Annotated in this window: 30 protein-coding genes; 13 read left to right on the top strand and 17 right to left on the bottom strand. The window is 63.1% G+C overall.

All coding sequences use genetic code 11. The features are described from left to right. Positions 1 to 130: 130 nt before the first annotated feature. A complete protein-coding gene (locus P3C50_RS11640; protein ID WP_197856603.1) occupies positions 131 to 718 on the bottom strand; it encodes an HD domain-containing protein in 588 nt (195 codons plus the stop codon). Between the two features lie 39 nt (positions 719 to 757). Continuing rightward, positions 758 to 1,075, bottom strand: a complete 318-nt coding sequence (locus tag P3C50_RS11635; protein WP_074675013.1) for an Mpo1-like protein — start codon at positions 1,073 to 1,075, stop codon at positions 758 to 760. Between the two features lie 129 nt (positions 1,076 to 1,204). On the opposite strand from P3C50_RS11635, the gene P3C50_RS11630 reads away from it, so the two are divergent. Further along, the gene (locus P3C50_RS11630; RefSeq protein ID WP_197856602.1) at positions 1,205 to 2,215 is read left to right on the top strand and encodes an AraC family transcriptional regulator; all 1,011 of its coding nucleotides are present in this window, start codon (positions 1,205 to 1,207) and stop codon (positions 2,213 to 2,215) included. Positions 2,216 to 2,224: 9 nt separating this feature from the next. Here P3C50_RS11630 and P3C50_RS11625 read toward each other — a convergent pair whose 3' ends face one another. Together P3C50_RS11625 and P3C50_RS11620 are read right to left on the bottom strand one after the other, a co-directional pair. Further along, the gene (locus P3C50_RS11625; RefSeq protein ID WP_197856601.1) at positions 2,225 to 3,679 is read right to left on the bottom strand and encodes a TrkH family potassium uptake protein; all 1,455 of its coding nucleotides are present in this window, start codon (positions 3,677 to 3,679) and stop codon (positions 2,225 to 2,227) included. A 3-nt stretch (positions 3,680 to 3,682) separates the two neighbouring features. After that, on the bottom strand, positions 3,683 to 5,137 hold the full coding sequence (locus P3C50_RS11620) for a TrkH family potassium uptake protein (protein WP_197856600.1): 1,455 nt from the start codon (positions 5,135 to 5,137) through the stop codon (positions 3,683 to 3,685). 321 nt (positions 5,138 to 5,458) lie between these two features. Between P3C50_RS11620 and P3C50_RS11615 the strand changes: the two genes are divergently transcribed. After that, complete coding sequence (locus P3C50_RS11615) at positions 5,459 to 5,830, top strand: YkgJ family cysteine cluster protein (protein WP_197856599.1); 372 nt, start codon at positions 5,459 to 5,461, stop codon at positions 5,828 to 5,830. A gap of 163 nt (positions 5,831 to 5,993) precedes the next feature. Continuing rightward, positions 5,994 to 6,554 carry a nitroreductase gene (locus tag P3C50_RS11610; RefSeq protein WP_197856598.1) on the top strand — a complete coding sequence of 187 codons (561 nt, stop codon included), beginning with the start codon at positions 5,994 to 5,996 and terminating at the stop codon, positions 6,552 to 6,554. Between the two features lie 11 nt (positions 6,555 to 6,565). On the opposite strand, the gene P3C50_RS11605 is transcribed toward P3C50_RS11610, so the two are convergent. From P3C50_RS11605 to P3C50_RS11585, 5 genes are all read right to left on the bottom strand, one after another. After that, on the bottom strand, positions 6,566 to 7,894 hold the full coding sequence (locus tag P3C50_RS11605; RefSeq protein WP_197856597.1) for a sensor histidine kinase: 1,329 nt from the start codon (positions 7,892 to 7,894) through the stop codon (positions 6,566 to 6,568). Between the two features lie 63 nt (positions 7,895 to 7,957). Beyond that, positions 7,958 to 8,365 (bottom strand): Spy/CpxP family protein refolding chaperone, encoded by a 408-nt coding sequence (locus P3C50_RS11600; RefSeq protein WP_197856596.1) that lies wholly within the window; start codon positions 8,363 to 8,365, stop codon positions 7,958 to 7,960. A gap of 135 nt (positions 8,366 to 8,500) precedes the next feature. Beyond that, positions 8,501 to 9,178 carry a response regulator transcription factor gene (locus P3C50_RS11595; RefSeq protein ID WP_275546126.1) on the bottom strand — a complete coding sequence of 226 codons (678 nt, stop codon included), beginning with the start codon at positions 9,176 to 9,178 and terminating at the stop codon, positions 8,501 to 8,503. Positions 9,179 to 9,182: 4 nt separating this feature from the next. After that, entirely contained in the window at positions 9,183 to 9,566 is a 384-nt protein-coding gene (locus P3C50_RS11590) for a translation initiation factor 2 (IF-2, GTPase) (RefSeq protein WP_275546125.1), read from the bottom strand. Positions 9,567 to 9,607: 41 nt separating this feature from the next. Further along, a complete protein-coding gene (locus P3C50_RS11585; RefSeq protein ID WP_197856593.1) occupies positions 9,608 to 9,907 on the bottom strand; it encodes a YciI family protein in 300 nt (99 codons plus the stop codon). A 118-nt stretch (positions 9,908 to 10,025) separates the two neighbouring features. Here P3C50_RS11585 and P3C50_RS11580 point away from each other — a divergent pair, with 118 nt between their 5' ends. The 6 genes from P3C50_RS11580 to P3C50_RS11555 all read left to right on the top strand — a co-directional run bounded on the left by P3C50_RS11580 (position 10,026) and on the right by P3C50_RS11555 (position 14,721). Beyond that, positions 10,026 to 10,892 (top strand): PHP domain-containing protein, encoded by an 867-nt coding sequence (locus P3C50_RS11580; RefSeq protein WP_197856592.1) that lies wholly within the window; start codon positions 10,026 to 10,028, stop codon positions 10,890 to 10,892. Between the two features lie 13 nt (positions 10,893 to 10,905). Beyond that, the gene (locus P3C50_RS11575; RefSeq protein ID WP_197856591.1) at positions 10,906 to 11,532 is read left to right on the top strand and encodes an L-threonylcarbamoyladenylate synthase; all 627 of its coding nucleotides are present in this window, start codon (positions 10,906 to 10,908) and stop codon (positions 11,530 to 11,532) included. A gap of 71 nt (positions 11,533 to 11,603) precedes the next feature. Next, positions 11,604 to 12,818, top strand: coding sequence for a tryptophan--tRNA ligase (locus P3C50_RS11570; RefSeq protein WP_275546124.1), 1,215 nt, complete (start codon positions 11,604 to 11,606; stop codon positions 12,816 to 12,818). Positions 12,819 to 12,958: 140 nt separating this feature from the next. Next, entirely contained in the window at positions 12,959 to 13,657 is a 699-nt protein-coding gene (locus tag P3C50_RS11565) for a segregation and condensation protein A (RefSeq protein ID WP_275546199.1), read from the top strand. Further along, entirely contained in the window at positions 13,654 to 14,442 is a 789-nt protein-coding gene (gene scpB / locus P3C50_RS11560) for an SMC-Scp complex subunit ScpB (protein ID WP_197856589.1), read from the top strand. Before P3C50_RS11565 ends, scpB begins: the two co-directional genes overlap by 4 nt. A 96-nt stretch (positions 14,443 to 14,538) precedes the next feature. Next, positions 14,539 to 14,721 carry a DUF1289 domain-containing protein gene (locus tag P3C50_RS11555; RefSeq protein WP_197856588.1) on the top strand — a complete coding sequence of 61 codons (183 nt, stop codon included), beginning with the start codon at positions 14,539 to 14,541 and terminating at the stop codon, positions 14,719 to 14,721. A gap of 4 nt (positions 14,722 to 14,725) precedes the next feature. Here P3C50_RS11555 and P3C50_RS11550 read toward each other — a convergent pair whose 3' ends face one another. Beyond that, positions 14,726 to 15,745 (bottom strand): AraC family transcriptional regulator, encoded by a 1,020-nt coding sequence (locus P3C50_RS11550; protein ID WP_275546123.1) that lies wholly within the window; start codon positions 15,743 to 15,745, stop codon positions 14,726 to 14,728. Positions 15,746 to 15,849: 104 nt separating this feature from the next. Here P3C50_RS11550 and P3C50_RS11545 point away from each other — a divergent pair, with 104 nt between their 5' ends. From P3C50_RS11545 to P3C50_RS11530, 4 genes are all read left to right on the top strand, one after another. Beyond that, a complete protein-coding gene (locus P3C50_RS11545) occupies positions 15,850 to 17,325 on the top strand; it encodes a flavin-containing monooxygenase (RefSeq protein ID WP_275546122.1) in 1,476 nt (491 codons plus the stop codon). After that, the gene (locus P3C50_RS11540; protein ID WP_275546121.1) at positions 17,309 to 18,238 is read left to right on the top strand and encodes an alpha/beta hydrolase; all 930 of its coding nucleotides are present in this window, start codon (positions 17,309 to 17,311) and stop codon (positions 18,236 to 18,238) included. The genes P3C50_RS11545 and P3C50_RS11540 overlap by 17 nt, the downstream gene beginning before the upstream one ends. Positions 18,239 to 18,598: 360 nt before the next feature. Then, positions 18,599 to 18,943: a ribonuclease E inhibitor RraB gene (locus P3C50_RS11535; RefSeq protein WP_275546120.1), complete on the top strand. Its 345-nt coding sequence runs from the start codon at positions 18,599 to 18,601 to the stop codon at positions 18,941 to 18,943. A gap of 117 nt (positions 18,944 to 19,060) precedes the next feature. Continuing rightward, positions 19,061 to 19,768: a type 1 glutamine amidotransferase gene (locus P3C50_RS11530; protein WP_275546119.1), complete on the top strand. Its 708-nt coding sequence runs from the start codon at positions 19,061 to 19,063 to the stop codon at positions 19,766 to 19,768. Between the two features lie 63 nt (positions 19,769 to 19,831). Here P3C50_RS11530 and P3C50_RS11525 read toward each other — a convergent pair whose 3' ends face one another. The 7 genes from P3C50_RS11525 to P3C50_RS11495 all read right to left on the bottom strand — a co-directional run bounded on the left by P3C50_RS11525 (position 19,832) and on the right by P3C50_RS11495 (position 24,596). Continuing rightward, complete coding sequence (locus tag P3C50_RS11525) at positions 19,832 to 20,170, bottom strand: hypothetical protein (protein ID WP_275546118.1); 339 nt, start codon at positions 20,168 to 20,170, stop codon at positions 19,832 to 19,834. Between the two features lie 11 nt (positions 20,171 to 20,181). Further along, positions 20,182 to 20,718, bottom strand: coding sequence for a DinB family protein (locus P3C50_RS11520; protein ID WP_275546117.1), 537 nt, complete (start codon positions 20,716 to 20,718; stop codon positions 20,182 to 20,184). A 22-nt stretch (positions 20,719 to 20,740) separates the two neighbouring features. Then, on the bottom strand, positions 20,741 to 21,304 hold the full coding sequence (locus P3C50_RS11515; protein WP_275546198.1) for a GNAT family N-acetyltransferase: 564 nt from the start codon (positions 21,302 to 21,304) through the stop codon (positions 20,741 to 20,743). A gap of 13 nt (positions 21,305 to 21,317) precedes the next feature. Continuing rightward, positions 21,318 to 22,019: an SDR family oxidoreductase gene (locus tag P3C50_RS11510; RefSeq protein ID WP_275546116.1), complete on the bottom strand. Its 702-nt coding sequence runs from the start codon at positions 22,017 to 22,019 to the stop codon at positions 21,318 to 21,320. Positions 22,020 to 22,234: 215 nt separating this feature from the next. After that, the gene (locus P3C50_RS11505; protein ID WP_275546115.1) at positions 22,235 to 22,597 is read right to left on the bottom strand and encodes a VOC family protein; all 363 of its coding nucleotides are present in this window, start codon (positions 22,595 to 22,597) and stop codon (positions 22,235 to 22,237) included. A 28-nt stretch (positions 22,598 to 22,625) separates the two neighbouring features. Then, positions 22,626 to 22,847: a helix-hairpin-helix domain-containing protein gene (locus tag P3C50_RS11500; protein ID WP_275546114.1), complete on the bottom strand. Its 222-nt coding sequence runs from the start codon at positions 22,845 to 22,847 to the stop codon at positions 22,626 to 22,628. Between the two features lie 183 nt (positions 22,848 to 23,030). Then, entirely contained in the window at positions 23,031 to 24,596 is a 1,566-nt protein-coding gene (locus P3C50_RS11495) for a PAS domain-containing methyl-accepting chemotaxis protein (protein WP_275546113.1), read from the bottom strand. Positions 24,597 to 24,737: the final 141 nt, after the last annotated feature.

The raw sequence follows: 24,737 nt of genomic DNA, 5'->3' as shown, positions 1-24,737 counted from the left end.
TGGCGTCTCTGCTGGACGCCTGGCTGGTCTGCAAGACCTGAGCCAGAGGCTCGCTGGGCGGGGATCATAACCAAGGGGTGGCGACCAGCCAAGCATGGCCGCCGAACGGTGGCATAACAGTGGCTAGCGGTCAGGCGCCGGCGCTGTCCATGGCGGCCAGGTAGATGGAGTTCTTCGGCCGGGCGAAGACCCGCTGCAGCATGGGTTCGAAGAAACTCAGCGGCAGGCTTTCGTAGTCCGGGTCGAAGGCGGCGGCGTCGTACCTGGCGCAGAAGTCGATGGTTGCCTGGTATTGCGGGTGATCCTTGAACTGCTCGCGCAGGTGGCGATCCATGCCCAGATGATGGAAGAAGTAATAGCCCTGGAAAATGCCGTGCTTCTCCACCATCCAGTGGTTCTCGGCGCTGACGAAGGGCTTGAGGATGGCCGCAGCGATGTCCGGATGGTTGTAGCTGCCGAGGGTGTCGCCGATGTCGTGCAGCAGTGCGCAGATCACGTACTCCTCGTCACGGCCGTCGCGATAGGCGCGGGTGGCCGTTTGCAGTGAGTGGGTCAGGCGGTCCACCGGAAAGCCGCCGAAGTCGCCATCGAGCAGCCGCAGGTGAGCCAGGATACGTGAGGGCAACTGGGCGGCATAGGCGGCGAAGTCCTGGGCGATGATGGCCCAGTCCTCGGCCTGGCCGTCCTGCATATGGGTGAAGCGGGCTCGGCTATTCATGGTTGTTCTCGTTCTTGTTGTTTTAGTGTGAGCTGCCGATTAGAAACGGATACGGCCGGTGAAGGCATCCTTGAGCATCACCCAGTCGCCCATCAGGCTGTACAGCGGATACTGAAAGGTGGCGGGCCGGTTCTTCTCGAAGATGAAGTGACCGACCCAGGCGAAGCCGTAACCGGCCAGCGGCATGGCCAACAGCCACAGCCATTGCTGCGTGAGCAGGGCATAGGCGAGGATCGCCAGCACCAGCAGGCTGCCCGCGTAGTGCAGGCGGCGGCATACCGGATTGCTGTGCTCCTGCAGGTAGTAGGGGTAGAACTCGGCAAAGCTCTGGTAGCGTTCGGTGGTCTGGGCGGTCATGGCGCACCTCCTGTTATTGTCACGGTCAGTGTAAAGGCGCTGTCTCCGTGGGCCACTGACTTAAGGTGCCAGTCTAGTATCCTTGCGCCGCCAACGATGGCCTTGCTGATTGATCATAAGAACAAGACGATGAGTGAAAGAACCACCTCTTCCAACTGGGCATTGGCCATCGTGCAGGCGCTCGAGCTGGGCGGCGTCGACTGCATCAGCCTGTTCGCCGAGCTGGAGATGGATTACGCCGCCCTGAACGACCCGGACGCGCGCTTCCCGCAGGATGGCATGACTCGCCTGTGGCAGCGCGCCGTGGCGCTGTCGGGCAACCCGGCGATTGGCCTGAACATGGCGCAGGTGGTGCGCCCGGCGTCCTTCCATGTGGTGGGCTACGCGCTGATGTCCAGCCGCAACCTGCGCGACGGCTTCACCCGTCTGGTGCGCTATCAGCGCATCATCGGCGAAGGCGCGGATCTGAATTTCCTGTCACAGCCCGACGGCTATGCCCTGACCCTGGCCATTCATGGCGATCGTCTGCCGCCGGCCCGGCAGAGCGCCGAAGCATCGCTGGCCTACTGCCTGGCGTTCTGCCGCTGGATGACCGGCAAACCCATGCGTCCGCGCGAGATTCGCCTGCAAGGCCCGCCGCCGCCCGATCTGGTGCCGTATCAGCAGGTGTTCCAGGCGCCGCTGAAGTTCAACGCCGAGCACTATGGGCTGATCTTCGAACGTGCCGATCTGGAGGCGCCGCTGCCCAGTGCCAACGAAGCGCTGGCACAGCTGCATGATCGTTTCGCCGGCGAATACCTGGCGCGTTTCTGCAGCAGCCGGGTCACTCACCAGGCACGCCAAGTGTTGTGCCGCCTGCTGCCACAGGGCGAGCCACGGCGCGAGGTGGTGGCGCAGACGCTGCATCTGTCGCAGCGCACCCTGCAGCGGCGCTTGCAGGAGGAGGGCACCAGCTATCAGCAACTGCTCGACGACACCCGCCGTGAGCTGGCCGAGCAGTACCTCGGCCAGGTCGACCTGACCTTGTTGGAGATCGCCTATCTACTGGGCTTCGCCGATCCGAGCAACTTCTTCCGGGCCTTTCGCCGCTGGTTCGGCGAAACGCCTGGCGAATACCGAGCGCGTCGCGGGCTTGCTTAGTGCGCGCGCTCAGTGGCGCCAGAAGGCCGGAAACAGCAGCACCAGCACCGTGAGGATTTCCAGGCGCCCGAGCAGCATGCCGAAGCTCAGTAGCCATTTGGCCAGGTCGGGAATGGTGGCGTAGTTGCCGGCCGGGCCGACCATCTCGCCCATTCCCGGGCCAACGCCGGACACCATGGCCGCTGCGCCGGTCAGTGCGGTGATCCAGTCCACTCCACACATGGCGACCGCCAGCGCCAGGGTGGCGATGGTGATGGTGTAGAAGAAGGCGAAGGCGAGGATCGAGCGAACGATATCTTCATCCAGACGGTGGCGGTTGTACTGCTGCTTGATGACCGCGCGTGGATGGATGAGCTGTTTGAGGTTGGCCTTGAGCAGGATATAGGCGACCTGGAAACGGAAGATCTTCAGGCCCCCGGCGGTGGAGCCGGAGCAGCCGCCGACGAAGCCCAGATAGAAGAACATCATGCTCGCGAAGGGGCCCCACATATGGTAATCGCCCACGGCGAAGCCGGTTGTGGTCATGATCGAGGTGATGTTCACGGCGACCAGGCGTAGCGCATCGAGCCAGTACAAGTCGGTGGTGAGCCATTTCCAGCTGGCCAGGATGAACCAACTGCCCACCAGCAACAGCAGAAATCCGTGCACCTGGGCATCGCGCAGCAGGGCGCGGTAATTGCCGCGCAGGGCGCCGACGTAGAGTACGAAGGGCAGACTGCCAAGCACCATTACCACGATGGCAACCCAATGGATGGCCGGTGCCTGCCATTTGCCCAATGACGAGTCCGAGGTGGAAAACCCGCCGGTGGCGATAGCGGACATGGCGTGGTTTATCGAGTCGAACAACCCCATCCCCGCCAGCCAGAAACCCAGCACAGCGAGTGTGCTGAGGCCGACATAGGCCAGCACCATGTACTTGGCGACCATGTGCGAGCGCGGCATGATCTTCTCCGAGCGGTCCGAAGATTCGGTCTGGAACAGACGCATGCCGCCGATGCGCAGGATCGGCAGGATCGCCACTGCCATCGCGATAAAGCCGATGCCGCCCAGCCAATGCAGTAGCGAGCGCCAGATCAGCGTGCCGGGAGACATGTCGTCGAGGCCGCTGAACACCGTGGCGCCAGTGGCGGTGATACCCGACATGCTCTCGAAATAGGCATCGGTGATGCTCGCGCGCTCGGCAAAGACGAACGGCAGCGCAGCGAAGATCGACACCATCACCCAGCTCGACACGGTGAGCATGTACATGTCGCGTGGGCGCAGCTGCGTCTGCTTCGGTCTGCCCTGAGCGATCATGGCGATGCCGGCGATCGCGGTGATCAGGCTGGACCAGAGAAAGGCATTGATGTCTTGCGGCTGTTCGAAAATCAACAGGGTGATCACCGGCACCAGCATGCTCACTGCCAGGGTGACTAGGAAGATGCCATTGATGAACGCGAGGATGCGCAGGCTGGAGATGGGCATCGGTCAGTGCTTCCAGAAGCTGCGGGTGACCAGCACCAGCACGGTCAGAATTTCCAGGCGGCCGAGCAACATGCCGGCGCTGAGCAGCCACTTGGCCGAATCCGGCAGGCTGGCAAAGTTGCCGGCCGGGCCGATGATCGGGCCGAGGCCGGGGCCGACGTTGCACACGGCGGTGGCAGCGCCGCTCAGTGCGGTCACCCAGTCCAGGCCGACCAGAGTCAGGGCCAAAGCCAGCACGCCAATAGTGATGGTGAAGAAGAAGGAGAAGGTGATCAGCGAGCGGACGATCTCTTCATCCAGGTTGTGGTTATTGTATTGCTGCTTGATCACCGCGCGCGGGTGCACCAGCTGCATCAGGTTGGCCTTGAGCAGCACGTAGGCGACCTGGAAACGGAAGATCTTCAGGCCGCCAGACGTTGAGCCCGAGCAGCCGCCGACGAAGGTCAGGTAGAAAAACAGCAGCACGGCGAAACTGCCCCAGGTGGTGTAGTCGCCCAGGGCGAAGCCGGTGGTGGTGACCACCGAGGTGACGTTGACCGCGACGATGCGAAAGGCATCGAGCCAGGTGTAGTCCGAGTTGATCCACAGCCAGGTGCCGAATACCAGCCAGGTGAGCAGCAGAAAGCCGATGAAGCCGCGGACCTGATGATCCTTGAACAGCGCCTGGCGATTGCCGCGGACGAAGGCGACATAGAGCATGAAGGGCATGCCGCCGAGCAGCATTAGTACGATCGCTGTCCAGTGCACAGCCGGTTGTGGCCAGTGCGCGAGCGAGGAGTCGGAGGTCGAGTAACCACCGGTGGAGATCGAGGTCATCGCATGGTTGAGCGCATCGAAAGGCTCCATCCCCGCCGCCCAGTAGGCCAGCACACCGAACAGGGTGATCGCGACGTAGAGCAACAGCAGATACTTGGCCGCCATGTGCGAGCGTGGCATTACCTTCTCGCCCCAGTCCGAGGATTCGGTCTGGAACAGGCGCATGCCACCGACGCGCAGCAGCGGCAGAATCGCCACGGCCATACCGATAAAGCCGATGCCGCCCAGCCACTGCAGCATCGAACGCCAGATCAGGATGCCGGGTGACATGCTGTCGAGCCCGGTCAGTACGGTCGAGCCGGTGGTGGTGATGCCGGACATGGTCTCGAAGACGGCGTCGGTGTAGCTGATGTGCGCGATCAGCATCAGTGGCAGGGCAGCAAATGCGCACACCAGGGTCCAGCTTCCTGTGGTCAGCAGATACATGTCGCGTGGACGTAACTGGGCATTCTGCGGGCGGCCGGGAATCACCAGCGCAAGCCCGGTGATCAGGGTGATCAGGCTGGACCAGAGGAAGGCATTGAGGTCTTCCGGATGTTCGAAAATCAGCAGGGTCAGCATGGGAATGGCCATGCTGACCGCCAGGGTAATAAGAAATATGCCGATGATGAAACCGATGATGCGCAGCGTCGGCAAGGCCATGTAAAGGGCTCTGGCGGGTTCTAAAGTGCGCCATTCTACCCGCGGACGGGCGGCTGTAAACCGGAACAGTCGGGTGTGTGAAAACGTAGCGAGCGAAGGTCAGGCAATACCGATGGCGGCCCCACAAAACAGGTGAGAAAGCGCAGTTTACGAGCTGTAAATGAGCATTTTGATCGGACTCGCGCACGAGCCTGTTTTTAACGCAGCCTGGCGAGCGCAGTAGTTTTCACACGTGCCCGGTGAAGGGGCTTTACAAGCGTATAGCCAAGCATAGAATAGCCGCCAGTTGCCGGCGTCCGTCGGTTTCCGAGTTTTCCTCAAATGTCCGAAGCTAATCCCTGCCTCACGTGCGGCGCCTGCTGCGCGTTTTTTCGTGTGTCCTTCTTCTGGGGCGAGTGTCAATCCGCGGGCGGTAGCGTTCCGGACGAGCAGGTCATCCAGATCAGCCCTCACTACGTCGCCATGCGTGGCACCGAGAGCAAGCCGGCGCGCTGTACCCAACTGCTGGGCGATGTCGGTTGTGGAGTGCGCTGCACCCTTTACGAACAGCGTTCGAGCAGTTGCCGCGAGTTCGAGGCATCCTGGGAAAACGGTGTGCACAACCCGCGTTGCGATGAAGCGCGCCAGGCCCATGGCCTGCCGCCGCTGACGCCGCCGGTGCAGCCGGTCATATCGCCCGACCAGGTAGCCTGAGAGCCGCCACAGACCACAGGCTGCAAACTAGGGCGGGCGATCCGCGGATTGCATCCGGGCCACGACCTCACGAGCTCCGACATCCGATCCGTGGGTTGGTCAGCTTGCAGCTTGCAGCTTGCAGCATTGAGAATGCGCCTTCTTTGTTTTAAGGAGGTGGCCGATGGAGGCTCTCGACGCACTGCTTAACCGTGTTTCCGTTCCTCGCCTGGTGGACCCGGCTCCGGACGCGGCGCAGCGTGATTTGCTGTTTCGCGCGGCGTTGCGCGCGCCGGATCATGGCCAACTGCGCCCCTGGCGCTTTCTCACGGTCGAAGGGCAGGCGCGTGAACGCATGGGCGAGCTGTTCGCCGAGGCCTTGCAGCTCGCCGATGCGCAGGCTGCGCCGGAGGCTCTGAGCAAGGCGCGTAGTATGCCGCTGCGCGCGCCGTTGCTGGTGGTGGTGATCGCCCGGGTGCAGGCGCATCCCAAGGTGCCTGCGTCCGAGCAGGTGACCGCTGCCGGTTGTGCTGCCCATGGCATCTTGCTGGCGGCGCATGCTCAGGGCATCGGCGCGGTCTGGCGTACCGGAGATATGGCTTACAACGCCCATGTGGCCAAGGGGCTGGGCCTGACGGCGGACGAGCAGATCATCGCCTATCTGTACCTAGGCACGCCGGAGCGTGAATTGCGCCGCGCACCTGAGTTGAACGTCGAGGATTTCGTCAGCGCCTGGCAAGGCTGAGCGAGCGGGGCTCAGGCTGTCTGTTGCCTGGCCGGCAGCCTGAGGGTGGCGACGAAACCGCCTTCGGGGTGGTTGCTCAGCAGCAGTTCACCGCCATGGCGCTGCGCCGCCCGACGTGCGATGGCCAGCCCGAGTCCGTGGCCGGAACCGCTCTGACCCGGCGCGCGGAAGAAGGGCTCGCCCAACTGCTGCAGGTATTCACTGGCCACGCCGAGGCCATGGTCGCGCACACTGAGCAGGACGTCCTGCCCCTGGCGCTGCACGTCGATGACCACGGGCTGGTCAACGGGACTGAAGCGCAGGGCATTGCGCAGCAGGTTGTCCAGCGCGCGTTCCAGCATGTCCGGCCAGCCTTCCAGTTGCGCGCCCTGATCGAGCTCTATTTGCAGCGGCTGCTGGGGTGTGGTCAGGCGCGCATCCTCCTGCAATTTGCCAAGCAGTGCGCGCAGGTCTACCGGCTGAGCGGCGCCAGGGTCGGCGTCGAGGCGGGCGAGAGTGAGAATTTCGCTGATCAGCGCCTCCAGCCGATCACATTCCTGGTCTAGCCGTGGCCAGAGTTTTTCCCGCTCGGCGGCATCGGCGCGTTCTGCCAGGGCCAGGGCGATGCGCAGGCGTGCCAGGGGCGAACGCAGTTCGTGGGACACATCGCGCAGCAACTGGCGCTGACTGCCGATCAACCCCTGCAGGCGCTCGCCCATGCGGTTGAAGTCCTTGGCCAGCAGGCCCAATTCGTCCCGGCGGGTGGCCAGGCGCGCCAGGCTGTTCTGCTGATAGGCGGTCTGACCGAGGTCGTGCACGGCGCCGCGCAGGCGATCCAGCGGGCGGGTGATCGACAGCGTCAGCATCAGGCTGAACAGCGTCAGCACCACCAGGGCGATGGCCAGGGCGCTGAGCGGCCAGAACAGGCTGCCGCGGTGCCAGGCCGCGAGTTCAGGATGCGGGATGCGGTAGATGAATAGATAGCTCTCGCCGCTTTGCGGGCTGGTGTATTCGGCCGTCAGGCGGCGCCAGGGCAGGCGACGGTCATCGCCGTGACGCGCCTCGAAAGCCGCTGCGCGCGATGGAAAGGTGCCTTTGACCAGTTGCTGGCCACTCTCGCCAAGCACCTGGGTGTCGATGCGGTACTTGCGTTTGCGTCGTTCGAGAAAGTCCTGCGCCGCGGCTGGCCCCTGCTGTTCGTAGCGGTTGACCCACTCGCTGTCGATGTCATCAAGGCCTGGATGCATGCTGAGTATCCAGGCGTCCTGATTCAAAGCGCGGCCAAGCAGGAGCGACAGGCCGGCCACCAGAGCGATGGCCAGCCAGAAGCTCGCCAGGATGCGCCAGAACAGTGAACGCACGGTGATTCCTCACGCAAAAGCCGCCGGGCTCGGCGAGCGCGGCGGCGGGTTTAGGGTAACGGATCAGTTGGTCTTGCTGTCCTTTTCGGCCTTCCAGGCCTTGAATTCGGCCATTTCAGCGCGACGAGCTTCCATTTTTTTCTGATGCTCGTCGAAGGCTTTCTGCTGCTCGGGGTTGAGCAGGTCACGCAGGGCCTTGTGCTGGTTGGTGCGGGCCTGGTCCAGCTCCTTCTTCATGGCCTGTTTCTCGGCTTCTGGCAGCTTGTCCAGGTAGCGTTTGGTGATATCGCGATGGGTCTTCATCTGCTCGCCCATCAATTTGCGGAATTCCTGGCGCTGTTCCTTGCTCAGGTTCAGCTCCTTGAACATGCCATGGCCGCGGTCATGGTGGCGTGGGCCGCCGTCGGGCATGGCGAAGGCCAGGGTTGGCAGAGTGGCAGCGAGCAGCAGAGCGGTGAGGGTCTTGCGCATGGTGATTCTCCTTGTCTCGAAACCGGTAACGACCGGATGGGCTCATTATGCGGCGGTCAAGGTCAAGGGCAGTCAGGCGTGGGTAAAGCTTGGGTAAAGGCGATGTTGCTGAGCGTTTACGTAGGGCGGCAACGATCACGGTGCGTAGTAATAGCCGCGGCTGCGCAGGGCGAGAATGCGCGGGCGGCCGTCGGGATGCGGGCCGAGCTTCTTGCGCAGATTGCTGACGTGCATATCCAGGCTGCGGTCATACAGAGTCAATTTGCGGCCCAGGGCGAGCTGTGCCAGCGCCTGTTTGTCCACCGGCTCGCCCGGTTGGTGCAGCAGGGCCTCCAGCAGGCGGCTTTCGGAAAGCGTCAGCGGAACGTCATGCTCGCCGATGCTGACTACGCCGCGGTTGGGGCTGAAGCTGAGATCACCCAGTTCCAGTTGGCTGCTGGCGGGGGCGGGGGCGGTGCGCCGGAGTACCGCACGCAGGCGTGCGGTCAGCTCGCGAGGGTCGCACGGCTTGGCCAGGTAGTCGTCGGCGCCCAGCTCCAGGCCGAGGATGCGATCCAGCGGTTCGCCGCGGGCGGAAAGCATCAGCACGGGCAACTCCGGATGCTCGCCACGCAATTGCTTGAGCAATTCCAGGCCGCTGCCGTCGGGCAGCATCACATCGAGCACCACGGCGTCAGGCGCCTGTAAAGCAAGGGCCTGGCGCGCACCGCCCGCTTCATGGCAGGCGGTGACCTGAAAGCCTTCCTGGGTCAGCCAGCTGGCGAGCAGCTCGCAGAGTTCCTGGTCGTCATCGATCAGCAGTAAGCGGCTCATGGCTTCAGTTGATCCATTCGCGACGAGTCTTGCGCGAGCCTCGCAGCAGGGCGCCGAACAAGATCGACGCCAGGCTCAGCGCAGCGCCGAGGGCGAACCAGGTCTGATGCTCGCTGAGTAGGCGTGGCTGGGTCTGCGCCTGGGTTTCCTTGAGCTGCATGCGCAGGCGTTGGTTTTCCTGGCGCAGGCGCTGCAGTTGCACGGCGCTGCTGGCTTGCTGCTCGTTGCGCAGTTGCTCGCTTTGGGCCAGGCGCTGCTCGAGCTCCTGGCTCTGCTCAGCGCTTGCGGCTGCCTGTGCTGGGGCAGGTTGCAGGCTTTCTTCTTCTGCCTGCAGCGAGGCGCAGGTCAGCAACAGGGTGACCAGCAGGGACAGCGGGATCGTGCGCATCGCGATTCCTTGTATGCGAAAGCCGCGTGAGTGGTGCTACGTCAGGGCAGCACTTTCTTGAAGGGTTTGACCACCACGCTGGCATACACGCCGGCTGCGCGGTACGGGTCGGCATCGGCCCAGTTCTGCGCGTCCTCGAGCGAGTCGAACTCGGCAACTACCAGGCTGCCGCTGAAGCCCGCCGGACCCGGATCGTTACTGTCGATGGCCGGGTGCGGGCCGGCCAGCAGCAGGCGACCTTCCTGCTTCAACTGCTCCAGACGGGCGAGGTGAGCGGGGCGGGTGGCCAGACGATTTTCCAGGGAATTTTCGACGTCGGTGGCGATGATGGCGTAGAGCATCTCAGTCCTTATTTAGGGTCGAAGTGGGGAGGGAGTGAAGCATTTGCGCCACACGGCGACGGCGTTGGCGCGGATGTGGGGCATAATAACAAACATCAATCTCAACGAAAGCGCCGCCATGATTGTCGATCTGCACTGCCACAGCACCGCCTCAGATGGCGCCCTGGCGCCCGCCGTACTGGTGGCCCGGGCGCACGAACGCGGCGTGCGGCTGCTGGCGCTGACCGACCATGACACCCTCGAAGGCCTCGATGAGGCGCGCCGCGCGGCGACCGCCCTGGACATGAAGCTGATCAATGGCATCGAACTGTCCTGCACTTGGGGCGGGGCGACCATCCATGTGCTGGGGTATGCCTTCGAGCGGGAAGCTCCCGCGCTGCGCGCTGCCATCGACGCTCTGCACCATGGGCGCTGGCAGCGTGCCGAGGAAATCGACCGACGCCTGGCTGCCAAGGGCATGCCGGGCGCACTTGAAGGCGCACGTGCTGTCCAACAGGAATTGGGCGACAGTGGCAACGCGCCGGCGCGTCCACATTTTGCCGAGTTTCTGGTGCGTGCCGGCCATGTGCGGGATCGCGCCGAGGCGTTTCGCAAATGGCTGGGCTCGGGCAAGTTGGGCGACGTCAAGCAGCATTGGCCTGCGCTGGAAGAAACCGTCGCCACCTTGCGTTCGGCCAGGGCCTGGATCAGCCTGGCGCATCCGTGGCAATACGACTTTACTCGCAGTAAGCGTCGACGCCTGGTAGCCGACTTCGCGGCAGCGGGTGGCCATGCCCTGGAAGTGGTCAATGGCATGCAGCCGGCCGAACAAGTCGGTGGCCTGGCGATTCTGGCGCGCGAGTTTGGCTTGATGGCCAGCGTCGGTAGCGATTTCCATGCGCCGGGCGATTGGTCGGAGTTGGGCATGTACCGCCCGTTGCCTGATGACCTGACTGCGCTCTGGGAGCGCTTCGAACATGCACAGCCATCCGCTGTCACTTCATGAGCAGGGAGCAAGCGTGAGTCAATTTTTCCAGGTTCACCCGGAAAACCCACAAGCACGCCTGATAAAACAGGCCGTGGAAATCATTCGAGGCGGCGGCGTGGTGGTCTATCCCACCGACTCGTCCTACGCCCTTGGCTGCGCCATTGGCGACAAGAACGCGGTCGAGCGCATTCGCCGCCTGCGCCAGCTCGACGACAAGCACAATTTCACCCTGGTATGCCGCGACCTGTCGCAGATCGGCCTGTTCGCCAAGGTCGATACCACCGCCTTCCGCCTGTTGAAGAACCACACCCCTGGCCCCTACACCTTCATTCTCAACGCCACCCGCGAAGTGCCGCGCATGCTGCTGCATCCCAAGCGCCGCACCATTGGCATCCGCGTGCCCAGTCATCCCATCGCCCTGGCATTGCTGGAGCAACTGGGTGAGCCGCTGATGAGCGTCAGTCTGATCATGCCGGGCGAAGAGCTGCCGATGTCCGACCCTTACGAAATGCGCCAGATTCTCGAGCACCATGTCGAGCTGATCATCGACGGCGGTTTTGGCGGGCTGGAAGCGTCCACCGTGGTCAATCTCGCTGACGACAGCCCGGAAGTGCTGCGCGTCGGATGCGGCGACCCGACGCCGTTCGACGATCTCTGACGCCGGCTTTTCCGTTGTGGGCGCAGCTACCCTATACTCCGTGGTCTTGTCTGGATTTTGGATAGAACGGTTTGAGCCTTAACGACTCCGAACGTCGGGTGCTGTCAGGGATGCGTCCTAGCGGTCGTCTGCACCTCGGGCACTATCACGGCGTGCTGAAGAGCTGGGTCAGGTTGCAGCACGAGTACGACTGCTTCTTCTGCATCGTCGACTGGCATGCGCTGACCACCGAATACGCCGATGCCGGCCAGCTTTCCCAGCACGTCATGGACGTGGCCGTGGACTGGCTGGCCGCGGGCGTCAGCCCCAGCTCCGCGACACTGTTCGTGCAATCGCAAGTGCCGGAACACGCCGAGCTGCACCTGCTGTTGTCGATGATCTGCCCGCTCAGCTGGCTCGAGCGCGTGCCGTCCTACAAGGAACAGCAGGAGCGCCACAGCGGCAAGGACCTCTCCACCTACGGCTTTCTCGGCTATCCGCTGCTGCAGGCGGCGGACATCCTGCTGTATCGCGCCGGTCAGGTGCCGGTCGGGGCGGACCAGCTGCCGCACATCGAATTTGCCCGCGAAGTGGCGCGCCGCTTCAACCACCTGTATGGCAGCGAGCCGGATTTCGAACTCAAGGCCGAGGCCGCCATCGGCAAGCTGGGCAAGAAAGTCGGCAAGCTCTACAGCAACCTGCGCAAGGCCTACCAGGAGCAGGGCGATGCCCAGGCGCTGGAGACGGCGCGCGCCTTGCTCAAGGAGCAGACCAGCATCACCCTGGGCGATCAGGAGCGTCTGTACGGCTACCTCGAAGGTGGCGGCAAGGTGATTCTGAACGAGCCGCAGCCGCTGCTCACCGAGTTTTCCCGGGTGCCCGGCCTGGATGGGCAGAAGATGGCCAAGTCCAGCGGCAATGCGATATTTCTGCGCGACAGCGATGCCGAGATCGAGGAAAAGCTGCGGCGCATGCCCACCGACCCGGCGCGCGTGCACCGCGACGATCCGGGTGAGCCGCAGCGCTGCCCGGTCTGGTCGCTGCATCAGTTGTATTCCGGCAACGAGCAGTTGCACTGGGTCATCGACGGTTGTCGCAACGCCTCGATTGGTTGCCTCGATTGCAAGAACGCGCTGTGTTCGGCGCTGCAGGCCGAACTGGCGCCGCTGCAGCAACGCGCCATGGATTACGAGGACAGCCCGGACCTGGTGCGCAGCATTCTTGCCGAAGGCGCCGAGCGGGCGCGTGACGAGGCGCGCAACACCCTGGCCGAAGTGCGCATGGCCATGGGCCTGAACCATCGTTGAAGGAGCAGCGGCCGATGAGTGAAACCGCCACGCCAGCCGTGGACAGCCAGGCCGGCGCCCAGCAGGAGCTGCCATTCGCCTTGGTCTACGGCGAGGCGGTTACCGAGTTGCCGCTGGATCTTTACATTCCCCCGGATGCCCTGGAAGTCTTCCTCGAAGCCTTCGAGGGGCCGCTGGATTTGCTGCTCTATCTGATTCGCAAGCAGAACATCGACATCCTCGATATTCCCGTGGCCGAGATCACCAAGCAGTACATGGGCTATGTCGAGCTGATGAAATCCGTGCGCCTGGAGCTGGCTGCGGAATACCTGGTCATGGCCGCCATGCTCGCCGAGATCAAGTCGCGCATGCTCCTGCCGCGCTCGGCCGAGGCCGAGGAAGAAGAGGACGACCCGCGCGCCGAGCTGATCCGCCGCCTGCAGGAGTACGAGCGTTTCAAGGCCGCTGCCGAAGGCATCGATGAACTGCCGCGCGTCGGCCGCGACGTGACCGTACCCAAGCTGGACGCTCCCGAGGCCCGGGCGCGCAAGCTGTTGCCGGACGTCAGCCTGGAAGAGGTGCTGCTGTCGATGGCCGAAGTGCTGCGCCGCGCCGACATGTTCGAAAGTCACCAGGTCACCCGCGAGGCACTGTCCACCCGCGAGCGTATGAGTGAAGTGCTGGAGCGCCTCAAGGGTGGGGCTTTCGTGCCTTTCGTCGAGCTCTTCGCTGCCGAGGAGGGGCGGCTCGGCGTGGTGGTGACCTTCATGGCAGTGCTCGAATTGATCAAGGAATCTTTGGTGGAGCTGGTGCAGAATGAGCCGTTTGCCGCCATTCACGTCCGAGCCCGTGCCGAATGAACCTGAACGACCCCAAAGACCTGGCCCAGTTGCTCGAAGCCTTTCTGCTGGCCTCCGGCAAGGCGCAATCGCTCGAACGTCTTTTCGAGCTTTTCGAAGAGGGCGAGCGGCCCGAGCCGGCGCAGTTCAAGGCGGCGCTGGAGATCCTACGGCAAACCTGCGAGGGCCGCGCCTTCGAGCTGAAGGAAGTAGCATCGGGCTATCGCCTGCAGATCCGCGAACGCTTCGCCCCCTGGGTCGGCCGGCTATGGGAGGAACGCCCGCAGCGCTATTCCCGTGCATTGCTGGAAACCCTGGCGCTGATCGCCTACCGCCAGCCGATCACGCGCGGCGAGATCGAGGACGTGCGTGGTGTTGCGGTCAACAGCAACATCACCAAGACACTGCTGGAACGTGAGTGGATTCGCGTGGTGGGCTATCGCGACGTACCGGGTCGCCCGGCGATGTTCGCCACCACCAAGGGCTTTCTCGATCATTTCAACCTGAAGAGTCTCGACGAACTGCCGCCGCTCGCAGCCCTGCGCGAACTGGAGCCCGAACCGGAGCTGGCGCTGGATGACGACGCCGAAGTGCCGGCAGGCTTGCAGGCGCGCGCCGACCTGGCGTTGCAGGAGGAAGGCGAGACCGCCGAGCCGCGCGAAGAAACCAGCTTCCGCAGTTTGCTGGCCGAGCTGGACGACATGGAACAAGGGCTCAAGACCGACTTCGACGACCTGCGTCTGGCCGAGGAGAGCGAGGGCGAGCCAGTCGAAAGCGAACTGGATGGCGATCAGCCGTTGCATTGACAACGTTTAAGCCGGGTATCGAATCCTTCAATCACGCTCGCTTACCCAGACCTTTATTCTTGCCTGCATCCGACCCGTCCTGGTCTAGGAGACGCAATGAGCAAGAACCCCTGCATCAAGATCTGTGAATTCGAAAAGGACATCTGCCTGGGCTGCGGCCGCAGCCGCCAGGAAATCAAGGGCTGGAAGCGCCTGGACAAGCATGAGCGCCTGGCCCTGTTGGCTCAGGCCGATATGCGCTTGCTGGCACTGGAGGCTACCGGGCGGCGCAAGGGGTAGCGGTTCAGCCGACCGCCCCGCGCTGATAGCGCCCTGGCGTAATGCCTTTCCAGCGCTTGAAGGCATGGATGAAGTTCGACAGCTCGCCATAACCCAGGCGCTCGGCGATTTCCTCCAGGCTCAGGCCACCGGCAGTTAGCAGCTCTTCGGCCAGGGCCTGGCGCACATCGTCCTGCAAGGTGCGGAAGCGGGTGCCTTCTTCGATCAGGCGCCGCCGCAGGGTACGGCTGCTCAGGTGCAGGCGCTCTGCTATGCGCTCCATATCGGCAATCTGTCCTGGCGATTGCAGCAGCAACTCGCGCACGCGCCCGGCCAGACCCTGGTGCCATTGATGACGCGCCAGCAATGCCTGGCATTGTTGCTCGCAGGCCTTGACCAGTTCTGGATTGGCCCGCGGTAGCGGGTTGTCCAGCAACTCGGCGGCAAATCCCATTCGATTGCCCGCCGCGCCGAAGCGGGGCGTCTGGCCGAAGGCGGCGATGAAAGGCGAGAGATCGGCCGGCGCGGCCTGGCGCAGTTCCACGTCCAGCAATCGCAGCGTGCTGCCGAGCAGTTCGCGTACCACCACCAGGGCGCCGAGCATGTCGCGTTGTACGATGAAGTCATGCTGCGCCGGCGGGAGGGCGCTGTCATCAAAGTGCAGGCTGGCGACAGCGTCATCCACGCTCAGGCTGATGCGGGTGAACGCGTAGGTCAGGCCGTGATAGCGCAGGCCCAGCTCGGCGGCCTGGTGTACCGTGGCGCTGCTGAGAATGGCGTAGCCCCAGGCGCCATAGCTGGTCACGTGGTAACGCCGGCCGGCCTGCAGACCAAGGTCTTCGACTGCAGGCAGCGCGCCGATCAGGTTGCTGATCAGCCGTAACTCGCGCCGGGCTTCGACTTCGCCGTTCGGGCTGGCCAGTTGCACGGGGCTGAGCCCCGTTTCGTGCAGGCATCTGTCCAAGCTCAGGCCGAGATCGAGGCCTAGCTGGGTCAGTAGCTGAATGCTGGTGATGCTGCGTCGTGCGGGCCAGGGTGCTGACATAGATTGTCCGAAAATCACAATACCCTGGCCGACTATGCCATAACCGGGGCGTGTCACGGCAAGTAGCATCTGCTCATCGGCATACACGGGTCGGGGAGACCACAATGAATAACAACCCCCGTACGAACGCGCCCTGGCGCGTACTGATCATCGGCAGCGGTTTTGCCGGTCTGGGCCTGGCCATGCAGTTGCGCAAGGCCGGTGACGACGACTTCCTGCTGTTGGAAAAATCTGCCGAAGTCGGCGGCACCTGGCGCGACAACAGCTACCCAGGCGCCGCCTGCGACGTGCCTTCGCACTTGTATTCGTTCTCCTTCGAGCCCAAGCACGACTGGTCGCGCAAGTTCGCGCCACAGGCGGAAATCCACGCCTATATTTTGCAATGCGTGGAGAAACACCGGTTGCGCCCGCATATCCGCCTGAACAGCGAGGTGCTCGGCGCCGAATTCGATGCCGAGCGGGGCGTCTGGCGGGTCGAACTGGCAGCAGGCGAGGTGATCGAGGCGCAGGCGCTGGTCAGCGCCTGTGGTCAGCTCAATCGGCCGGCCTACCCGAAGCTGCCTGGCCTGGAGCATTTTCGCGGCGAGGCCTTTCACTCGGCGCGCTGGCGCCATGATCTCGACCTGACCGGCAAGCGCGTGGCGGTGATCGGCACCGGCGCATCGGCGATCCAGTTCGTGCCGCAGATCCAGCCGAAGGTGGCCAGCCTGCACCTCTTCCAGCGCTCGGCCGCTTATGTGCTGGCCAAGCCTGATCGTCTCTACCGCGCCTGGGAGATCGCCCTGAAACAGCGTTTCCCTCTGTGGCAGCGCGCCGACCGGCTGCTGCAATACCTGCATCACGAGGGCCGTGCGCTGGCGTTCATCCGCTTTCCCTGGCTGATGCGCCTGTTTCGTCACAGCTTCACTCGCCATCTGCGGCGACAACTGCCCGATGCCGGCAAGCGGGCACGGTTGCAGCCGGACTATCCCATGGGCTGCAAGCGCATCCTGATCAGCAACGACTACTTCCCGGCGTTGGCGCAGGCCAATGTCGAGATCGTCGACTCGGCGATTAGCGAGGTGCGCGAACATTCTCTGGTCACCGCCGATGGTCGTGAGCATCCCTGCGATGTGCTGATCTACGGCACCGGCTTCACCGCCACCGATTTCCTCGCGCCGATGCGTATTCGCGGCCTTGATGGCGTGGAGCTGAACCAGGCCTGGAAGGACGGCGCCGAGGCCTACAAGGGCATCAGCGTCAGTGGTTTTCCCAACCTGTTCCTGCTTTATGGGCCGAACACCAACCTTGGCCACAACTCCATTCTCTATATGCTGGAGAGCCAGTACGCCTATGTGCTGGGCTGCCTGCGCGCGCTGCGCGAGCAGGGGCTGCGCTATCTCGATCTGCGCCCGGCGGTACAACGCACCTACAACGCCGGCCTGCAACAGGCGACTCATCGAACGATATGGGCACAGGGTTGCGACAGCTGGTACCAGACTGCCACCGGCAAGCACACCAACAACTGGCCGGGTTTCACCTTCACCTATCGACTCATGACCCGCACTCCGGAGCTTGCCGACTATGACTGCGTCCGCTGATTTCAAAGCCCCGGCCGCCGAACAAATGCTGCTGCGCGGCCTGTTGCGCGGCTTTCTGCGGCTGTTCTTTCGCGGCCTGGTGCGGCCGCCGATGCCGGTGCGGGCGCAGCGCCGCATCTTGCGAGTGCTCACTGCCATCACCCTGACGCCGCGCGGGGTCAGCCGCAGCGCGGCGACCCTGGCCGGGCGGCCCTGCGAATGGCATCGGCCGCCTGCCAGCAGCGGCAGCGTGCTGCTCTATCTGCACGGCGGCGCCTTCATGATCGGCGGGCCGGATACCCATCGCGGTATCTGCGCCAACCTGGCCAAGCGCGGCGCTCTGGAGGTCTGTGCGCTGGACTATCGCCTGGCGCCGGAGCATCCCTATCCGGCGGCGCGCGATGATGTGGTGGCCGCTTACGAGGCGCTGCTGGAAGCGGGCTATGGGCCGCAGCAGATCGCCATTGGTGGCGATTCGGCTGGCGGCAACCTGAGCCTGGTCGGCTGCCTGCGCATCATCGAGCTCGGCCTGCCGGTGCCAGCAGCGCTGGTGTGCTTCTCGCCGGCCACCGATTTTACTGGCGAGCACATGCACGAGCCGCCCGCCGGCGATCCGTTGATTCACCCGCGCTGGATCGAACAAGCCGCCGAGCTCTACTGCCCGCCCGACCTACCCCACAATGACCCGGGCATGTCACCGCTGTTCGCCGATCTCAGCCGCTTGCCGCCGATGTTGATCCAGGTGGGCGAAGACGAGTTGCTGCTCAATGACAGCTTGCGTCTGGCCGAGCGCGCCAAGGCGGCCGGGGTGACTGTGCGCCTGGAGCGCTATCCGGCCTTGTGGCACGTATTCCAGGCGCATGTCGGCGTGCTGCGCGCTGCGGATTACGCCATCGCCCGTGTGGTGGGCTTTCTCCATGAGCGAGGCGTGTGAGGGGGCAGGCCCTCCAGCGGGCCGCTCGCGGAGTTTAGAGCCGCTCGTTCGAGCCCTGTGGTTTACGCTGGCCAATTGCCGCTGGTCGCCGGCTTTGTCACAAAGGCTTTCCATCTGACGCCAAACCCTCGTTCAGCGACTACCCTTGAAAAGACGGTTTCCGCCTGGCGCTCTGCCGGGCAGTCGTCGATACGCTTGCAGTAGACACATCGAGCACCTGCTCGATTCTCGGGGCAGCACCAACTGGAACTCTCTAAAAAGCCGTTTTTAGAGATGCCCGACAGGGGTCGCGACACCGTCCGCAGGGCGGTCGCAATGGGAAAGCGGTTTATCCATCCATAGCCTGAGAGGGGGTCGTTTATGAGCACAGCCTTCCACGAAGACTCCAGCACTTTGGTGCTGCGTCGGATGAAAGAAGGGGGATTCGACTTCGCCCAGTTTCACCCGATCGAGTTCTACGCCATCTTCCCCGACGAAGAACGGGCCAGAATGGCCGCCAGAAACTTTCGCGGCGAGTCGCTCAACGCCCAGATATCCGCCCGCGAGGACGGCGTCTGGCACCTGCAGATCAGCAAAGTGATGTACGCCACCCATGCCGGTATCGGCGAATTTGAACATGACTTGGAGTCCATCGTCGTCCCGTTGGGCGGCAAGATGGACGGCTGGGGCGTCACGCAGGAGGTGAAAGCGTCAGCCATGCGTTAGGGCGAATGCAGCGGCATTCACCACAGACCATCGGCCGGTTGTCCGGCCGATGGCTTCAACCCCAGCCTAGCTCGACTCGCCACTTCTTCTCGCGCAGACTGCGCGGCGGAGGTGCTCATGGCTGATGTTCTGATCCTGACTCATATCGATTATTGCCCGCCAGCCCACCTGGCGCAGGTGCTGCAGGCGCGTGGCTGCAGCTTCGACGTGCTGCGCGTCGACCTGGGCGAATTGCACGGCTACGACCTGCAGCAGTCCAAGGCGGTCGCCGTGATGGGCGGACCGATGAGCGTCAACGACCCGCTGCCCTGGATTGCCGACGAGTTGGCTGCGCTGCAACGCTTGATCGCGCGCGATATTCCCATCATCGGCCACTGCCTGGGCGGCCAGTTGTTGGCCAGGGCGCTCGGCGCCAGCGTGCGCCGTATGCCCTACACCGAAGCCGGTTTTCAGCTCATGCAGCGTCGCTCAGAGTCAGCCGGCAGTCCCTGGCTGGCACATTTGCCCGAGTCGTTCAGCATCTTCCAGTGGCATGGCGACACCTTCGCCATGCCGGAAGGGGCGCAGCCTCTGCTGAGCAGCCGCTGGTGCGACAACCAGGCGTTCGCCTGGGGTGACAAGGTACTGGCGCTGCAAGGGCACCCGGAAATGACCGAGGCGCTGATCCAGCGCTGGCTCGACGACTGGGCGCACCTGCTCGATGCCAGCCAGCCCAGTCAGCAGAGCATTGATGAGATGCGCGAAAACCTGAGCCGGAATGTCAGGGCGCTGAACCGTGTCGCAGAAGGTTTCTATACGCACTGGCTGAAGCTGGCCGGACTCTGAGAGGCGTAAAGCCGCACCGGCTGGCTTAGCTCCTGTACGGTCGGCGATTCCCTGTTCTGGTTTCTACGGTCCCCAGTAATCGAAGTAGTAGATATTGCCGGGTTTGATCTCGAGATCAACCGCTGCGCCGCAACGGATGGCGCGTATCCCCGGCTTTATTTCACCAGGTTCATGGGGGCGGTGCGGCCAGGGCGCGCCGTCTACAGAAAGTGTCCCGCAGTGACCACCGTTATCGTCTTCGATGACCAGGTAGGTCTTGCCGTCGACGGAGGGCTTGTAGCGCCCTCTGAGCTCATAGGTTGCCTCCGTGTCCCGGGCAGCAATGTTGATTAGCAGTGCCACCAGCGCCATGAGCAGGGCGGCGCCGAGGGTGATCAGCAGATACTTGAGTGCTCGCATCATTTACTGCGGTTTCATAGCTCTTCAGGGATCAACACTAGTAGATCGGTCACCCCGACATCCACACCCGCCTGGTTCAGTAGCGTAGTGGCCTGACCACGGTGGTGCGTCTGATGGGTGAACAGGTGCATCAGCAGGGCGAAGAAATTCTTTCTCGCTTCCACACCTTTCATATTGCGATAGCTCAGCGGCTGATCCAGTTGCTCATCGCGAATTTCCTGCGAAAAGGCTTCGAGACAGGCATCCAGTCGTTGGCGCACCACCAGAAGTTCTCGGATATTCGCTGCCATCGGCTGATCCAGTCGTTCTGGTTTGTTCAGCGTGTCGAGTGCCGCTAGCGCCTGGTAAACGGCCGGGTGCGCAGCGAATCGCCCTAGCCAGATCCGGTCGGTCACTACCAGATGATTGAGCGTGCCGAGTATCGAGTCGAAGAACGCGCCACGTTCGGCGCTCAGAGGTTCGTCGGACAGGCTGGAAGCCGCTGTGTAGAGCCGATCGTTCATCCAGCTGTTGTAGCGCGCCATAAGGCGGATATGCTCGATTCTCTGCATGGCTTCACCTGTTGCTCACGACTTATTGGTGACTATGGCGGCTGCGCCAATTTTCACTCAGCAAACCATAGAGCGCCGAATCCGATACTTGGCCGTCGATGATCCAGCGCTGGCGCAGCAGACCTTCCCGGCTGAATCCCAATCGTTCGAGCGCGCGGCCGGAGGCGGCGTTGCTCGGGTCGATTTCCGCTTCGACGCGGTTGAGTTCCAGGGTTTCGAATCCGTGGCGCAGCAGCTCGCCGGCCGCCTCCTGAACGTACCCCTTGCCCCAGGCTGAAGATGCAATGCCAAAGCCGATTTCCGCGCGGCGTGACTCCGGGTGGTAGCTGAACAGCAGGCATTTGCCGATCAGCTCGGCGTTATTCCTGTCGACGATGGCCAGCGTCAGGCGCTGGCCATCGTGCATGGCCTGCTGCTCCTCAAAGATGTATTCCCGTGCCACGGCCTCACAATCCCAGGGCAGCGTATTCCAGTACTGCATGACCTGCGGATCGGAAAAAATAGCGAACAGCGCCGGAGCGTCCGCCGCTTGCAGAGGGCGCAGTACGAGACGCGGTGTCTTCAGGGTGACGGAAAGATCGGGCATCGATTTCCTCGCTTCAGAAACGTTCGTCGGCAATGGCAGGCAACACCAGTTCGCGTACGTAACTGGCCTCGGACAGGTTCAGCAGCGTTCGCACCAGGGCGACCACATCGTGCAGCGGAATCAACTGGCCCTCACCATTTCGTGCCGCCTGCTCGACGGGCGTTTGCAAGCCATCCCGGGTATTGAGGTACCCCAGTTGCAGGCAGGTGACGGCCAGGCGCTGATCGCGAAAGCCTTCGCGCAGGCTCTCGGCGATGCCCTTGAGGGCGAACTTGCTGGCACCGAAGGTGACTTCCGGGCGGCCACTTTGCGGTAGGGCCGAGGTGGAGCCGGTGAGGATCAGTTGCGGCTTGGCGCCGCCGAGCACCCGCGGTAGCAGGCGCTTGAGCAGCAGCAAGGTCGCGCCGATATTGACGCTGACCATCTCGAGAATCTGTGCGTCGTCGTCCTGCAGAAAGCTGTAATCATCCTCGAACGCGCGAGCTTCCCAGATACCCAGGTTGTAGATGATCGCGTCCAGCTTTTGCGGTGCCTGGGTTTCGATGGCATCCACAGCTTGCAGCGGATCGCTCATATCCGCTTCGATCCACCGTATCTCCGGGGCCAGATCGGCCGGACGGCTACGGGAAATCCCGATCAGCTCGTGGCTTTGCGCCAAACCCTCTACCAACGCACGGCCAAGACCTCGGCTCGCGCCGATCACCATGATGCGCATCCTGTGCCTCCTTGAATTCCTGCAGAGATTTTCCATGGCTCGGGCGAGGGCAATACTCGCCCGAGGGTGGAAAGGCTGGGACGTTAATTGGGAGCTGGCTGGCGGTCAAATAACGGTCTGCAGGCGCCGCCTTTCAAGCGTTACGGATTGTCTCCATCGTCGATTCCAAGCCCTCGCCTGCACATGGCAGGGGAGGTTGCTGGCCGGTGGGGGGACTATTGACCGTCCGGCTCCGACCATACGGCAAACTCGTTGCCACCCGGTTCGACGAAGTGAAAGCGTCTGCCTCCGGGGAAGGAAAAGATCGGTTTGACGATTTCCCCACCGGCAGCCTCGACCTTGGCCAGGGTGTCTTCCAGCTTTGCGCTGTAGAACACGATCAATGCGCTGCCGCTGTCGCTGCGTGCAGACATTTCGGCGCTGAAGAAACCGCCATCCAGACCTTCGTCGGCGAAGGCGGCGTAATCGGGCCCGTAGTCGGTGAAGCGCCAGCTGAAAGCGGCCTGGAAGAAAGCCTTGGTGGCTGGCAGGTTACGGGAAGGATATTCGACGTAGTTGATCTTCTCGTGTGCAGGCATGCCGGACTCCTTGGCAATGAAAGTGTGGTTACTGACGTGATTTGGCCAGATCGATGGCAGCTTGAATAGCTGCGCGTGCTTGCGGGCTGTTCTTCCAGCAGGTGGAGCCAAGTTGACCCGCTACTGCGGTGACGATATCGCCAACGCTCGCTCTGGCCAGCTCGTGCAGCGAGTCGATGCCAATCTGCTCGAGGCGCTGCACGGTCGGGCCTACGCCTTTAACTTGGTGTTCTTCGGGTGGGAAGGGCATTGGATGCTTGCTAGGGGATTGAATTAAGAGGCGGGCTTTAGCCGTTGCAGTGAGCGAGGCGAACGGTTTGAGCCAGTTGTTATGAGCTCTGCGAAAGGGATAGGAAGATCGCGAACAACTTCGCGCCTACAGGCGACGGAGGCGCGGAGAAGGCGCAGCGGCTAAGCCGCCGCGCCTCTTGTTTCAGCGGTTGAAGCGTTCGACCAGAGCGTACTGGCCATGTGCAGTGTTGGTCAGGGCTTCGCTGAGCTTGGCGGTGCTTTGCGCTTCGCCAGCGGTCTGGTCGGCCAGTTGGGCGATGGTGGTGATGTTCTGGTTGATCTCGTCGGCGACGGCGCTCTGCTCTTCCGCTGCGGCGGCGATCTGGTTGGCCATGTCGGCGATATTGGCGACCGAGTCGCTGATGCCAGACAGCGCCTGATCGGCTTTGAGAACGCGTTCGACGCCTTCATCGGCCTGCTTGCGACCGATTTCCATGGTTAACACGGCTTCTTCGGCAGTGCGTTGCAGCTTGGCGATCAGGCCATGGATCTGTTCGGTGGATTCGGCGGTGCGCTGCGCCAGCGAGCGAACCTCGTCGGCCACCACGGCGAAGCCCCGGCCCATTTCGCCGGCACGCGCGGCTTCGATGGCGGCGTTGAGAGCGAGCAGGTTGGTCTGGTCGGCAATGCCCTTGATCACGTCGACCACGCCGCCGATTTCGTTGCTGTCCTGGGCCAGGCGGGTCACGGTTTCACCGGTATCGCCCACCGATTGCGAAAGGCGCTGGATGGCTTCGCGGGTTTCCGCGGCGATGGTGCGGCCTTCGTCGGTGAGGCGGTTGGCTTCCTGGGTGGCGATGGCCGTACGGGCAACGTTGCTGGCCACTTCCAGGGTGGTCGCAGCCATTTCGTTGACAGCGGTTGCGACCTGCTCGGTCTCCTGGCGCTGACGTTCGAGACCGTCGGAGCTGTTGTGCGCCAGCTTGTCGGCTTCACGCGCCTGCTGGGTCAGTTGTTCGGCGGTGTCCTGCAGGCGGGTGAGGCAGGTTTTCAGCCGTGCATCCTGGCTGAGCATGGCCATTTCCAGGCGCGCTTCGGCGCCGCGGCTGTCGGTGTACATCTGCGCGATCAGCGGGTCGGAGGTGGTTTGCTCGGCGATGCGCAGCAGGCGCTTGATGCCTCGGGTCTGCCAGGCGATGCCGGCCAGGCCCAGCGGGACGGAGAGCAGGGCGGCAAGGATGAAGCCCCAGTTGCTGCCCATCCAGTGGCCGATCAGGAAGCCGATCTGGCTGACCAGGATGAAGGGCATCCAGGCCTGAACCACAGGCAGCCATTGGTTGCTGGCTGGGATGGCTGATTTGCCGGCATTGATACGGCTGTACAGAACCTCGGCACGGCGTACCTGTTCGGCCGTGGGTTTGACGCGGACGGATTCGTACCCGACGACCTGGTTGTTCTCGGTCATCGGTGTGACGTAGGCGTTGACCCAGTAATGATCACCGCTTTTGCAGCGGTTCTTGACGATACCCATCCACGGGCGCCCGCTTTTCAGGGTCGTCCACATGTGGTCGAACACGGCCGACGGCACGTCCGGGTGGCGCACGATATTGTGCGGCGCACGCGTCAGCTCTTCGCGGCTGAAACCACTGATTTCGACAAAGGCGTCGTTGCAGTAGGTGATCTGCCCCTTGAGGTCGGTAGTGGATATCAGGCGTTGTTGTGCAGGAAAGGTACGCTCACGCTGAGTGACCGGCTGGTTGTTACGCATGGCAGGTGTCCGTCGTTGTAATGCCCTTGTCATCGGCCGACGAGCGGCGAAGTTGAGGGCTGAGTCCGTTTGCGCGAGTGTAAACGCTTTTTGAATGGCGTCACATTTTTGTCACGACGTTGGCCGTCCCTGGCCCGACGG

The sequence above is a fragment of the Pseudomonas sp. Marseille-Q0931 genome (assembly GCF_940789645.1).
GTDB lineage: Bacteria > Pseudomonadota > Gammaproteobacteria > Pseudomonadales > Pseudomonadaceae > Aquipseudomonas.
The sequence above is the reverse complement of the archived record's forward strand: the minus strand, read 5'-3'. Positions and strand labels throughout refer to the sequence as shown.